Genomic DNA, 14685 nt, shown 5'->3' on the forward strand with positions numbered 1-14685 from the left:
TATTTATGATCCAATAATTAAATAAGGTGGAATAAGAAACTTAGAGCGAAAATCGATAAAACAATAAATTTATAAAAAGCAGGGAGAACAATAGTTGAGCTGATAATTGAAGAAACAATATTTCTAATGAAACTATTAATCAAAGTTTTTAAATATGCTTTTTAAGTTTTTAACATTCTTCTCTATCTGATTATATTTTGTTTGGGCTCCGAAAATTTAGTGAAAAAGTCCTTTTTTAAGGATTTTCTTTTGTGATTTCTTCGTGGTGTTTTAAATATAAAGGCAATGCAGCAGATCCATACCATGGAAATATTTCGTAACTAAAAACTCCGGCTTGTACTGCAGGATCTGTTTTTACCCATTGCTCGGCTTCCTCTTTGGATTTGGTATTGAAAATAAACATCCCACGATAGGTTTCTTTATTCTTTTCTAAAAAAGGCCCGGCAACTATGATCTTACCTTCATCCGCTAACTTACCAATATTAGCCATATGTCCTTTCATTAATTCACCCATTTTCACTTTATCTTCAATCTTTGCGGATCCTGTAGTAAGCATGACAATGGTATAAGCTTTCATTCCATATTTGTCAGCTCCCAATGAGGTAGCCAGTTCTTGATTGAATTTTGGTTTTGCTGCTTTTTTCTCCTGAGCGAAAGATAAAGCTGCTATCAAAAGACTAAGGGAAAAATAAATTTTTGATCTCATAATAGTTATGATTTATTTAGTTGTAAGTTTAATATCTGATGTCTCACATCTGGTGTCTAAAACTTAATCTTTTATTCTTAAGAACTCTTTTGCCAATTCAATCATTTTCGGATCACCCGTATATTTTCCATGTTCATCAGAAAGTTTTACAGTTGGAATCCATTCTTTATTCGGAGCTTGTACTCCAATTAATTTCATAACAATATTCATAGGTTTTAGTCCAACATCATTGGTGAGATTGGTTCCTATACCAAATGAAACACCAATTTTTCCTTTACAGTATTTTGTGATCTCTTCTACTTTCTCAAGGTTTAAGGCGTCAGAGAAAATAATATATTTGAATAATGGATTAATTCCGTTGTTCTTATAGTGTGCAATTGTTTTATCAGCAAATTCAAGGGCATCTCCACTGTCATGACGTACCCCATCGAAAAGTTTTGCGAATTTTTTGTCAAACTGTTGAAAGAAAACATCTGTAGTATAAGTGTCTGAAAGGGCAACTCCCAGGTCTCCTCTATAAACATCTACCCAGTGTTCCAGGGCTAATTCATTGGCCATCTTAAAACCGTATTCAGCACCATGAAACATAAACCATTCGTGGGCATGAGTTCCAATAGGTTTTACACCAAATTTCATAGCGAAATGCACATTCGAACTACCGGTAAAAGTTGAATCTTTTCTTTGCGTTAAAGCTTCCATAACAAGGTTCTGAACCTTATAAGAGTGTCTTCTTCTCGTTCCAAACTCCGCAAAGGTAACACCAAGTCTGTTCAAAGAGTCAGCTTTCTCAAGTGTCTTATTCATCACAACCTCATTGGAATCTCTTTCCATATGGTTCATTTCATAATGCAGTTCACTGATAAGGGCTAGTAATGGAACTTCCCAAAGAATGGTTCTGTACCATAAACCTTCCACAGAAACGGTAAGGTCATTTCCTTTTTGAACAATTTTTACTTCAGATGGATCATAATGATAACCTTCAAGAAAATCAAGATAGGGTAAAGCCAGATAAGGACATGTTCTTGCCAGAAATTTCTTCTCATCCTTGGTAAGCTTGAGTTCTGCCATTTTAGTTACTGCTTCTCTCAATGCTGCATCAAAACCTTCCGGGAAAAGATGCTGTCCTCTGTTTATAAATTCATATTTTACAATCGTGCTTGGAAATAATTTCACCACTGCGTTTTGCATGGTTATTTTATAGAAATCGTTGTCTAGAATAGAATTCAATCGTACGTCGTGCATATTGTGTAATTTTAACGCAAATTTAATAATTAAAAATAAAAATCGTCTAAATGTAAGACGATTTTTTTAAATATATCGATGATTTTCGTTCGCTTATTTACCAAGATAAGAGTTGTACATCCATACTTCTTTTTCCTGTTCAGTGATATAATCGCTCATTTGGGAATTTGTCCCTTCATCTCCGGCTGCATCGGTAATATCCAAAAGTTCTCTCTGTAGATCCAATACTACTTTAAAAGAACTTAAAATGTTCTCCACACTTTTTGTTCCATCAGTTACTTCTTTACTCTCTTTTATAGTGGCAACTTTTAAATAATCTGAATAATTATGGGCTGGTGTTGCTCCTAATGTCAAAATTCTTTCTGCAATCTCATCAATCTTTAATACAAGGCTATTGTAAAGCTCTTCAAATTTTGGATGTAAAGTAAAGAATTGATCGCCTTTAATATTCCAATGAGAACCTCTGGTGTTTTGATAGAATACGGAATAATTGGCTAAAAGTGTATTTAGCTTTTCTGAAATGTTTTTACAATCGGTTTCCTTTAGACCGATAATACTTGCATTTTTCATACGTTTATTTTTTTATGCTATATAAGCAGTAAATATTATGCCGAAGTTGCAGGTTCCTGATTGATGATACTTATCTTTGGTATTCTTATAATTTATCATAAAATGTCGTCATCCCGAAATATTGGTTTACAAAGTTTCTTTTCTTCCCTCATCGTATTTTTTGGTGTATGCCTGTTCTATTATATTCAGTCAGTTTCAAAAACGGATGGACATTATATATATCCAATTGATGATGCTTACATTCATCTTGCTATGGCAAAGAATTTTGCATTACATGAGGTGTGGGGGATTACGAGATATCAATTTTCTTCCACTTCTTCTTCACCATTGTTTACTTTTGTTCTTAGTTGTTTAATAAAAGTCTTTGGGAATAACGATCAGATCCCACTGTACTTTAATATTTTTTTTAGCATTGGAATAGTTTATTTCCTATCAATATATTATGCTGAATTTTTTAAGGATGTAAAAAAAACTGTTTTAGCGGTCATATTCACCTTATTTTTTGTGGTTTTGCACATTCAGATGTTATCGGGTATGGAGCACATCTTTCAGGTATTTCTTTTTGTCGTTAATATTTTTTGCTTTTATTATCGAGATAAAAAAAGATATGCTGTTTTAGTATTTTATCTTACCATTTTTCTAATGGGACTTGTCCGTTTTGAAAGCATGTTTTACTTTGTGATTTTTGCTTTTGTTTTAATATTAATGAAAAAGTGGAAAGAAGCAATGAGTATACTGGTTGTTGGATTTGTTCCAATTTTGATTTTCTGCTATTTTAACTATCGGCAAGATGGTTATCTTTTCCCCAATTCTGTGGTAGTAAAGGGAACAAAACTAAGTTTAGACTCAAATTTGCTGTCACAGCTTAAAATCATCTTTCTTGATAATTTTATATTAAATATAAGCTTTTATAAAGTTGGTTTTTTCCCTGTTTTATTGTCAGCTGTCTTCATTTACAGAGATTTGAAGACTAAGAGTTTCAGGGATGCTATTAACAGTAATTTTTTACTTGTGGTATTCTTTCTTCTGATGATATGCCATAGCATGTTTGCGGATCTAAAGGGAATGTTCCGTTATGAAGCATATTTACTTATAGGATTTTCTATGGTGCTTATCCCACGGGTCAAAGATTTATTTTTTGATGTTAATAATTATATTAGAAAAGAAAAGATCATTACCTTACTGGTTGTTATAAATATTATACTTCTTTTCTATAAAGGCTGGGTAGCACATTGTATTCTTGAGAATGGTGGAAAAAATATTTATGAACAGCAGATACAATCCGCTAGATTTTTACACACCTATTATAATGATTCCAAAATAGTAGCTAACGATATTGGAGCAATTACATACTATACAGATATTCATTTATTAGATATTGCAGGTTTGGGATCTACAGAGATGATTCCGTTTAACGAGAACAAAAGTTTTTTTAATAATAAGCTTAAAGATTTTCTTACCCAATATGGCTCAGAAAACAAATACGAAATTGCTGTTGTTTATGAAGCCTGGCTTCAGGGGTATGTTCCAAAAACCTGGAAGAAAACTGCTACCTTGAAAATTAAAAATAAAGTGACCGTAGCAAGAGATGAGGTGTCCATATATTCTATAGATCCAACTAATGAAGAGAGACTAAAAAAAAATATAAGAAGTTTTAATTGGAATAAAAAGGTAAATGTCCAAATTATGGACTAGGAGATCATATACTTATGTTTTCATATTTTATGTTTACAAAGACATTGTAATAGATTGAATCATGTTTCTTAGATTTAATAATTTATTAATATACTGATTAAGTCTATTTCCCTAGCTTTACACATTAAACACACAAATAAGAAAAAATTATGAAAAAAATTGTATTGTATTTTATCCTAGGTCTTTTAGTGATTTCTTGTACAAATGACAACCAAGAAGTACAAACGGTGATCGATAATCAGTATGCATACCAGACGAAAAATATAGTCTTACTGGTGGTTGATGGTCCTCGTATGTCTGAGACTTGGGAAGAAGTCAACAGAGAAAATATTCCCAATAGAGTAAGTCTTTTAAGTCAGGGTGTATTTATCAGTGATTTTAAAAATAATGGAAGTACCAATACTAATCCAGGACACAGTGCTATGTGTAGTGGTGTATATGAGAATATTAAGAATAATGGGACCGAGTTGCCGGGATATCCATCTATTATGCAACAGTGGCTCAAATATACAGGAGAAGATAAAACTAAAGCCTGGATTATAACTTCTAAAGATAAATTGGAAGTACTGAATGACTGTAAGCTTGAAGATTGGAAAGGAAAGTTTCAGCCAAGTGTTGATTGTGGAATCAATGGTAATGGCTCAGGTTACCGACCTGATGCTGTGACTGTGGATAAAGTAAAATTGGTGATGGAGAAGTATTCTCCCAATATTATTGTGATCAATTTGAAAGATGTAGATTCCAATGGGCATGCCAGCAATTGGAATGGATATATTGACGCCATAAAGAAAACCGATACCTCCATTAAAGAAATCTGGGATCATATCCAGTCCCTGTCTGCTTATAAAAATAAGACGACACTTATCGTTTCTAATGATCATGGAAGACATTTAGACTCGAAAGGGGGATTTGCACAACATGGAGATGACTGCAATGGATGCCGACATATCGAATTTTTTGCGATGGGTCCGGATTTTAAGAAAAATACAATAATTAGTACAGGCAATTATGAACAGATTGATATAACCAGTACCATGGCTGAACTTCTGGGGGTTCCATTACAATATGCTAATGGCAAAATAATAAAAAATGTTTTCAAATAAGTATTTTGTTTTCTTTTTAAATGTGAATAAAAAGACTTAACTGCTTGTCAATTAAAAAATAATTACTATTTTTGCACCTTAAAATAAAAAGCAATTAAATGCCTACTATTCAACAATTAGTAAGAAAAGGAAGAGCCACGCTTGCCAAGAAGAGCAAATCGGCTGCCCTTGATTCTTGTCCACAAAGACGAGGTGTATGTACGAGAGTGTATACTACCACTCCTAAGAAACCTAACTCTGCACTTAGAAAAGTTGCAAGGGTAAGACTTTCAAACGGTAAAGAAGTCAACGCCTACATCCCGGGCGAAGGACATAATCTTCAAGAGCACTCGATAGTATTGGTGAGAGGCGGAAGGGTGAAAGACCTACCGGGAGTACGTTACCACATCGTAAGAGGTGCATTAGACACCGCTGGTGTTAATGGAAGAACACAGAGAAGATCTAAGTACGGAGCTAAGAGACCTAAACCAGGTCAGGCAGCTGCTGCACCAGCAAAAGGAAAGAAAAAATAATCATTAAATAAGGTACAAAAACAATGAGAAAGACAAAAGCGAAAAAAAGACCGTTGTTACCAGATCCAAAGTTTAATGATCAATTGGTAACTAGATTCGTAAATAACTTAATGCTAGACGGTAAGAAGTCTATCGCATTCAAAATTTTCTATGATGCATTAGAAATCGTAGAAAATAAAAAAGGAGAGACTGAAAAAACAGCTCTTGAAATCTGGAAAGATGCCCTTACTAACGTAATGCCTCATGTAGAAGTACGTTCAAGAAGAGTAGGTGGAGCTAACTTTCAGATCCCTATGCCAATCAGAGCTGATAGAAAAATTTCTATGGCAATGAAATGGTTAATCAAATATTCAAAAGCTAGAAATGATAAGTCAATGGCTTTAAAATTAGCTAATGAAGTTGTTGCTGCTTCTAGAGAAGAAGGTGCTGCATACAAAAAGAAATCTGATACTCACAAAATGGCGGAAGCTAACAAAGCTTTCTCACACTTTAAATTCTAATTAGAAATGAGTAGAGATCTAAAATTTACAAGAAACATTGGTATTGCTGCCCACATTGATGCGGGGAAAACTACCACTACAGAAAGGATTTTATTCTATACAGGTGTTAACCATAAAATTGGTGAAGTTCACGATGGTGCTTCTACAATGGACTGGATGGAGCAAGAAGCAGAAAGAGGTATTACCATTACTTCTGCAGCGACAACTTGTAACTGGAATTTCCCAACTGATCAAGGTAAAACTTTACCTGAAACTAAACCTTACCACTTCAACATCATTGATACACCGGGACACGTTGACTTCACAGTAGAAGTAAACAGATCTTTAAGAGTATTGGATGGATTGGTATTCTTATTCTCTGCAGTAGATGGAGTAGAGCCTCAGTCTGAAACAAACTGGAGACTTGCTGACAACTACAAAGTAGCGAGAATGGGATTCGTAAACAAAATGGACAGACAAGGGGCTGACTTCCTTAACGTGGTAAACCAGGTTAAGACTATGTTAGGATCTAATGCAGTTCCAATCGTTTTACCAATCGGTGCTGAAGAAGACTTTAAAGGTGTTGTTGACTTAATTAAAAACAGAGCTATCATCTGGGATGAGGCAGGACAAGGAGCTACTTTCGAGGTAGTGCCAATTCCTGAGGATATGAAGGCTGAAGTTCTAGAATATAGAGAGAAATTAGTAGAAGCTGTTGCTGACTACGATGAGACTTTGATGGAGAAATTCTTCGAAGATCCAGATTCAATCTCTGAAGATGAAATCAACGAAGCTCTTAGAAAAGCTACTATCGATTTATCTATTATCCCAATGACTTGTGGTTCTTCATTCAAAAATAAAGGAGTACAGTTTATGTTGGATGCAGTATGTAAATACTTGCCTTCACCATTGGATAAAGACGATATCAAAGGTACTGATCCAAGAACTGATGCTGAAATTACAAGAAAACCAGACGTAAACGAGCCTTTCTCGGCTTTAGCATTTAAGATTGCTACTGACCCATTCGTGGGAAGATTAGCATTCTTCAGAGCATACTCTGGAAGATTAGATGCAGGTTCTTATATCTTGAACACTCGTTCTGGAGATAAAGAAAGAATCTCAAGAATCTATCAGATGCACGCTAACAAGCAAAATCCAGTAGAATATATTGAAGCTGGTGATATTGGTGCTGCGGTAGGATTCAAATCTATCAAAACTGGTGATACAATGTGTGACGAGAAAAACCCAATCGTTCTTGAATCGATGGTTTTCCCTGATCCGGTAATTGGTATCGCTGTTGAGCCTAAGACGAAGGCTGACCAAGATAAAATGGGTAACGCATTAGCTAAATTAGCTGAAGAAGATCCAACGTTTACGGTTAGAACTGACGAGGCTTCAGGTCAAACAATTATATCTGGAATGGGTGAGCTTCACTTGGATATCATTGTAGACCGTATGAGAAGAGAATTCAAGGTAGAAGTAAACCAGGGTCAACCTCAGGTAGAATACAAAGAAAATCTTACAAAAGTTGCTAGTCACCGTGAAGTTTACAAAAAACAATCTGGTGGTAAAGGTAAATTTGCTGATATCGTATTTGAATTAGGACCTGCTGACGAAGGTAAAATCGGTCTGGAATTTATTAACGAAATCAAAGGTGGTAACGTTCCTAGAGAATTTGTTCCTGCAATTGAAAAAGGCTTTAAAGCTGCAATGAAGAACGGTCCTTTGGCTGGTTTCGAAGTTGAAGGTATTAAAGTTGTTCTTAAAGACGGATCTTTCCACGCGGTGGATTCTGATGCTCTTTCTTTCGAATTAGCTGCTAAAATAGGATTTAAAGAAGCGGGACGTGCTGCTAAGCCAGTAATTATGGAGCCTATCATGAAACTGGAAGTTGTAACTCCAGAAGAATATATGGGTAACATTATTGGTGACCTTAACAAAAGAAGAGGAACTATCAGTGGTCAGGAAGAGAAAAATGGTGCTGTAGTTATCAAAGGATCTGTTCCACTTTCTGAAATGTTTGGATATGTAACAACTCTAAGAACACTTTCATCAGGAAGAGCTACTTCTTCTATGGAATTAGAGAAATATGCTCAAACTCCTCAGAACGTTGCGGAAGAAATTATCGCTAAATCTAAAGGTTAATTTTTTAAATTAGAAAAATGTCACAAAGAATCAGAATAAAACTAAAATCTTACGATTACAACTTGGTAGACAAGTCTGCTGAGAAAATCGTAAAAACGGTAAAGGCTACTGGTGCTGTTGTAAACGGACCAATTCCATTGCCAACTAATAAGAGAATCTTCACTGTGTTGAGATCTCCACACGTAAATAAGAAAGCTAGAGAACAGTTCCAACTTTCAGCTCACAAGAGATTGATGGATATCTATTCTTCTTCTTCTAAAACTGTGGACGCTCTAATGAAATTAGAGTTACCAAGCGGTGTAGATGTTGAAATTAAAGTGTGATAACGTGCACTAAGCCGTGATTATATAAAAATCCGTCCCTTTTAAAGAGACGGATTTTTAATTGTAATAAACTTTAAAGAGATAAGTTTAATAAATGCTAAGCAATATAAAGATTGGTGAATATTATACTGGGCAGTATCTATTATAGAATGAAAATAAGTGTAACGAATTTTAATAGGAAGCAGCTAATGAGTTGTTTCCTGTTTTATTCTATAAGGACCCGCGATTATGACTAAGAATATGTTTGCAAATATTGAAAGACAATTAAGATTTCGTATATCATAATTCTTTTTGCTGAGATATGTCAATTCTCATTTTTTATTTAGAATTATTAAAAATAATAATTTTGCAAAAAAGAATTATGAGAAAAACAGTATCTATTTCTTTAGTAGTATTAGGGATTGGTTTTGCCAATGCACAAAAGCTTAATGATACTATTAGAAGAGAAAAAACGATCGAAGAAGTTGAGTTATTTGGAGAAAGAAAAAAACAGCCTGACGGTCTTGAAGCCATTACAAGGCTGCCTCTTAAAACCCGAGATCAGATTCAAAGTATTTCAGTAATTTCTTATAAAGTAATAGAAGATTTAGGAGGCTTAACCGTAACGGATGTTGCTAAGAATATTCCAGGTGTTACACAGTTTGGAAGCTATGGTGGGACAAGAGAAAGTATGTCGATAAGAGGTTATCGTGGTGTACCTGTTTTGAAAAACGGTGTTCAGATGGACTCTGATTTTAGAACCGGTGCCATGCTTACAGACATGCAAGGAGTTGAAAGCATTCAGGTAATAAAAGGATCAGCGGCAGTTACACAGGGAATTGGAGATGGATTAGGTTCTGCAGGTGGCGTTATTAATGTGGTAACTAAAGTTCCGAAATTTATCAACCAAACGAATGTTGGCTTTAGATATGGTAGTTGGGACTTTTACAGACCAACTATAGATTTTCAGCGAGTATTGGATTCTCAGGGTAAAGTTGCTGTACGATTGAACGCTGCTTATCAGGATAATAATAGTTTTAGGAGATTTATTAATACAGATCGTATTTACGTTAATCCTTCAATTGCAATTCGTCCAGATGATAAAACTGAGATTGTTGTAGAGATGGACTATATGCACAACAATACTACACCCGATCGAGGAACTGTCAATTTGGCGAAAGGCGATACAGAAGCAATATATAAGATGCCTGGCAGGAAATTTCTTGGATTTTCATCAGATAATGCAAAGATGGAGACTTTTAATTTTTCTACTACTGCGACAAGAAAATTAAATGATAAACTGAAAATAAGAGCAGCATTTATGAGCTCTTCATATCAAGCTGATATGACAGGAGCAGCGCTAGCTCCAATTGATCCAAAAAATCCAAATGAAATAAGAGATAGAAGTTTGACAAAATCTGAGCGTGAAGATTTGAATAAAGTTTTTCAATTTGATTTTATTGGAGCAGACGTGATGACAGGATTTATGAAACATACCTTCCAGGTTGGTTTTGATTGGAAAGAATCTAATGTTACTACAAAATCTTACATACCAAAGGAGATTGATCGTATTAATGTTCTTAATGAAATTAATAATATCCTACCTTCCGGTATCGATGCAAATAACTTCGATTTGATAACGAAAGATCCTATAGTTAATACGGTAACACCAACATTAGGTTTAATGGCCCAAGATGTTATTACTTTTAATAAATATGTTAAAGCACATTTGGGAATTCGTTACAGCAGATTGAACGGATCTGATAAAAAACCTAGCTATGCATGGAATCCATCATTAGGGCTTATGATCTCACCGATCGAAAACATGAACGTTTTTGGCTCTTATACAAGTACAACTTCTTTAAGAGGTGCAAATAATGTATTACTAGAAGGAGGAACTGTAGGAGCTTCAACCACTAAGCAATGGGAAGTGGGGATTAAATCTGATTGGCTGAATGAAAGATTAAGATTCAATGTTACAATGTTCAATATTAATACTGACAATTTATCATATGAAGTACTAACAGGTGGAAATAGTACAGGAACTTATGCACTGGCAGGAGAACTGAAAAGAAAAGGGATAGAAGTAGAATTGATTGGGAAGATCCTTCCAAATTTGCAGGTAATGACGGGATGGGCTTATGTGGATGCTCAATACAAAGATAGTCCTTCATTTGTTAATGGCTCTGCACCAATTAATACACCAAAGAATTCAGCAAATGCCTGGTTGAATTATAAATTTAGTAGAGGAACTTTCGAAGGGTTTGATGTGGGAGCTGGAATTTATTATGTAGGAACGAGACCTGTTGATGATTATAAACAAAAATATTCTAATGCAGCCAGTGGTCACATTAACGGAACTCAGCTTGGTGAAAAACCATTCAATATGCCTGAATATACTACGGTAGATGCACAAATAGGGTATGTTTTCAAAAAGGGACTTGGTTTGAGAGTGTTCTTCAATAATATTTTCGATACCGTTGGTTATAATTCTTATTTCAGAGGCGGATATATAGATCAGATCCAGCCTAGAAATTTTGCAGTTCAGGTTAATTACAGATTTTAAATAATTAGAGAAGGATTTGGGAAAATCAATAGGCTTTATTGTTTGCATTTTATTGCTTAAAGAATAATATTATTTAATACATTTATTCTTTAAAATAATATCCACGATGAGTCATAAGAGCAATAATTTTTTTGAAAAATTTTCAGATTGGGCAACAAAATTTACAGGAAGCTCATATGCGTTTATCGGAGCAACCGCTATTGTTGTGATTTGGGCTTTTTCCGGACCTGTTTTTCACTATTCTGAAACTTGGCAGTTAGTGATTAACACAGGAACGACAATAATTACTTTTTTGATGGTGTTTCTAATTCAGAAAGCGCAGAATAAAGATTCAAAAGCCATACAGATTAAACTCAACGAACTCATTGCTGCTCATGAAAAAGCAAGCAACCGGATTGTAGATATTGAAGATCTCTCTGAAAAGGAATTAGATCAGTTGCATACTTACTATGAAAAATTAGCTGATTTTGCTGAAGATGATGTTGATATCCATACGTCTCATTCTATTGATGCTGCCAAGAGAAATCAGAATTATAAGAATGATCTCTTTAAAAAGAAACATGATGAATGGCTGGAAAAACAAAAAAAGGAATCATTATGATTCCTTTTTTTATTTATAAAGTGAAAGCTGCTATTTCATGAAATAACTAAAATAAGAACAACTTCCCATAAGGCTTTTAGCTGCCTCAGTATCCGAGTACTGGGTTTTCAATAATGCAAAATAGGTACGGAACTTTTGATTCTTCGTATCATCCAACTGTTTTTGATATGCATCACTTTTTTCAGAGTACTTCGGATCAGAGTAGCTGATCTTAGATGGGTTGTTTGCTTCATACTGATAGTATTTCCCCTGTTCAGCACTAGCCATCTGAAATAGTATTCTTGCTTTCTCTTCTTTGTTTGCCGATAGATCCAATGCCTTTTTATAATAGTTAATAGCCAGATCAAAATTATCAGGTTCCATATAAGATTTATCAAGGAAATTTTTGTAATAATACTGATAAGGTGTCTTCTTATCTGTATTCCAAAAATCATATTTACCTCCATTACTGTTGTCGACATCCATTACGAACAATTGTCTGTAATAACCGAGAATAGAAGTGTTATATAATAAATTTCCAATAAGCTGACTGGCTTTAGCCGCTTTTTCATCTTTTCCACTGCTCATCTTTTTAAGCTGGATCGCTGCATCAGCTAACTCAAGTTTATTCATTGTTGTTTTAATGAAAGGAAACTGAGTGTAATTTTCATTTTCCATACTTATACCAGCAATACTTTCAAAGCTTTCCCAAACATTATGACCAAATACATAGCTCGGAATATTTCTGAAACCATTGTATTCACCGTCTGCATACTTGTGTGGAACCTTTGGTTGCTCACTTGAAACCCAGTCATAATTGATTCTTGGAATCCCAACAAAATCCTGAGCCTTCTGATAATAAGATTTAGCTTTTTCAAAGTCAGCCATTCTCATTGCGCGGTCGCCATAGATCACTCCAAAAAAAGCATCAATATTTCCTACATCATCCATGTTTTTGGCAATGATCTGTTGTTCAAACTGATTCTTATTTGGTTTTTTATAAAAATCCTCAACACTCTTCACTAAACTGGAGTTAGGGTTATATTGAAGATCAGAAAGTTTATTACTCATCAAGAATGACTTTCCATCTTCTCCCTGAAGGAAGTAACGGTTTGCTAAAACATCTTTAAGGAAAGAAGCGGTAGAAGGAACAGGACCATAATAGTCATCATAATCAGTTCTTGTGCTGTCTTTTTTTACCTCTTTTTCGATAAAATATTCAGGATAATCTTTCATTAAATGATCCTCATATTCTGAAGTTATTTTAGGCTGAGATACAATGTCATTCAGAACTTTCATTCTTTTTATTTCTTCAAGGTACTCTGGATTGGTTGTTTTGATGTCTTCCAGGATTTCTGTACTTGCTTTGTAATCTTTTTTCAGAAATTTCAGATAGGCATCTGCAATTTGCCAATACTCATCTTTTGATTTCTCTTTCGTCTTTTCGGTAAACTTTTCAAGATCATCCAGAAAATCTTTCTGATCTTTGTCGCCATACCAGTAGCCTGCATTTTTTGTGTAGAACGGAATTCTGTTAGGATTATCTAATAGCTCATCATCGCTTTGATCAGATTTCCCATCGGCGGTCTTGTCTGATTTGGATCCACCAAACAGGTTCTTAAAAAATCTAACGATTTTCTGCCAGAATGAAAGCTCCTTTTCTTTCACCTTTGTTGTTTCTGTCTTCGTTGCTTCCGTAGAAGTCTTGGATCCTTCTTTTTGAACAGTTGCATTATCTGTGTCATCGGAAGTGTAATAATAAGTAGGAAGATAAGTTCGTTCCAGTTCATTGATACTTCTCACGGCCATTACTTTCAAAATTTCCGAATCAGGATTGATGTCGTACATCTTTTCCATGATTGGAATTGGATTTGTGAAATCTTCGTATCCCAAAAGAAAATATGCCATGTTTTTTTCATTATCAGTTCCAGCTCTTTTTAAAATGTTATTAAAAGAAGCCGTATCCGAAAGTTTCATAGAAACAAAGGCTGACTCTTTACGGCTGTCACTATTCATAAAGACCTGGAAGAAGTTCCAGTTGGCATCGCTGTTCATTTCCAGACCTCTTTGTGCTCCTGCCAGTTGGTCGAGAGCCATAAAGTAAGGTGCTCCTTTCAATCTGATGGGTTCAACATAGGTTTTGAAAGCCTGAACTGCTGCATCGTAATTTCTGGTATAATGATTCAAACGTACGAGCTGATAGCCATATCGTTGTTTGATTTCAGAATTCTTAGCAGCGTTATATAGAGAAGTTAAAGCAGAAATTGTTTTGCTGTAATCAAGGTTTGTAGCATTCTTATCATTTTGAGTCCCTCCATAAAAATAAGAATTAGGGTTTTCAACGAAGTTAATCCTCATATAGGGTTCGAGGTATTTAGCTTCAATTAAATAATCAATTCCTTCATGATATTTTTGATAGAATCCTGAACCCAGTTTTTTTAGTAATTGATTATTTGGATTTCCTTTCTTTAATTCATTAAGGTCATTCATACCCATTTTATTTACCAGATAATCTGTTTCAGCGTAACTTAATTGATTACCGAAGAACTTTTTCCATGCTCCAATATTTTCATCCGGAATTTGAGATGATTTAAAATCTGTGTAAAATCTTGTCGAGTAACTATGAAGGAATGGTAGATAAGATTTATCTTTTATGATGCTCTGAGTAAAGAGATTAAAATATTCATAGTCAGGGTCTGACCATGCACACGCTTCATACTTCGTATAGAAAAGTGACACGACGGCAAGAGAAAGAATATACTTTTTCATATTGGTTTTTGATGTT

At 34.6% G+C, this 14685-nt stretch carries 12 protein-coding genes; 8 read left to right on the forward strand and 4 right to left on the reverse strand.

The features are described 5' to 3' along the window. Positions 1-235: 235 nt before the first annotated feature. The 3 genes from NG806_RS17730 to NG806_RS17740 form a co-directional block, all read right to left on the reverse strand. A complete protein-coding gene (locus NG806_RS17730; protein WP_214831114.1) occupies positions 236-706 on the reverse strand; it encodes a YciI family protein in 471 nt (156 codons plus the stop codon). A gap of 63 nt (positions 707-769) precedes the next feature. Then, positions 770-1948, reverse strand: coding sequence for a nicotinate phosphoribosyltransferase (pncB, locus tag NG806_RS17735; protein WP_214831115.1), 1179 nt, complete (start codon positions 1946-1948; stop codon positions 770-772). A 93-nt stretch (positions 1949-2041) separates the two neighbouring features. Then, entirely contained in the window at positions 2042-2518 is a 477-nt protein-coding gene (locus NG806_RS17740) for a Dps family protein (RefSeq protein ID WP_214831116.1), read from the reverse strand. Positions 2519-2620: 102 nt separating this feature from the next. Between NG806_RS17740 and NG806_RS17745 the strand changes: the two genes are divergently transcribed. The 8 genes from NG806_RS17745 to NG806_RS17780 all read left to right on the forward strand — a co-directional run bounded on the left by NG806_RS17745 (position 2621) and on the right by NG806_RS17780 (position 11921). Continuing rightward, positions 2621-4213: a hypothetical protein gene (locus tag NG806_RS17745; RefSeq protein ID WP_261510946.1), complete on the forward strand. Its 1593-nt coding sequence runs from the start codon at positions 2621-2623 to the stop codon at positions 4211-4213. Between the two features lie 149 nt (positions 4214-4362). After that, a complete protein-coding gene (locus tag NG806_RS17750) occupies positions 4363-5316 on the forward strand; it encodes a sulfatase-like hydrolase/transferase (protein ID WP_261510947.1) in 954 nt (317 codons plus the stop codon). 98 nt (positions 5317-5414) lie between these two features. Then, entirely contained in the window at positions 5415-5828 is a 414-nt protein-coding gene (gene rpsL, locus NG806_RS17755; protein WP_002983146.1) for a 30S ribosomal protein S12, read from the forward strand. Between the two features lie 23 nt (positions 5829-5851). Next, complete coding sequence (gene rpsG / locus NG806_RS17760; protein WP_034684795.1) at positions 5852-6328, forward strand: 30S ribosomal protein S7; 477 nt, start codon at positions 5852-5854, stop codon at positions 6326-6328. 6 nt (positions 6329-6334) lie between these two features. Continuing rightward, complete coding sequence (gene fusA / locus NG806_RS17765; RefSeq protein WP_214831119.1) at positions 6335-8452, forward strand: elongation factor G; 2118 nt, start codon at positions 6335-6337, stop codon at positions 8450-8452. Positions 8453-8469: 17 nt separating this feature from the next. After that, positions 8470-8775, forward strand: a complete 306-nt coding sequence (gene rpsJ, locus NG806_RS17770) for a 30S ribosomal protein S10 (protein WP_002661363.1) — start codon at positions 8470-8472, stop codon at positions 8773-8775. A 361-nt stretch (positions 8776-9136) separates the two neighbouring features. Continuing rightward, positions 9137-11320 (forward strand): TonB-dependent siderophore receptor, encoded by a 2184-nt coding sequence (locus NG806_RS17775; RefSeq protein ID WP_261510948.1) that lies wholly within the window; start codon positions 9137-9139, stop codon positions 11318-11320. A 106-nt stretch (positions 11321-11426) separates the two neighbouring features. Next, complete coding sequence (locus NG806_RS17780; protein ID WP_261510949.1) at positions 11427-11921, forward strand: low affinity iron permease family protein; 495 nt, start codon at positions 11427-11429, stop codon at positions 11919-11921. Between the two features lie 30 nt (positions 11922-11951). Here NG806_RS17780 and NG806_RS17785 read toward each other — a convergent pair whose 3' ends face one another. After that, positions 11952-14669 (reverse strand): hypothetical protein, encoded by a 2718-nt coding sequence (locus NG806_RS17785; RefSeq protein ID WP_261510950.1) that lies wholly within the window; start codon positions 14667-14669, stop codon positions 11952-11954. Between the last annotated feature and the right edge of the window lie 16 nt (positions 14670-14685).

Source organism: Chryseobacterium paludis, from assembly GCF_025403485.1.
In the GTDB taxonomy this organism is placed as follows: Bacteria; Bacteroidota; Bacteroidia; order Flavobacteriales; family Weeksellaceae; genus Chryseobacterium; species Chryseobacterium paludis.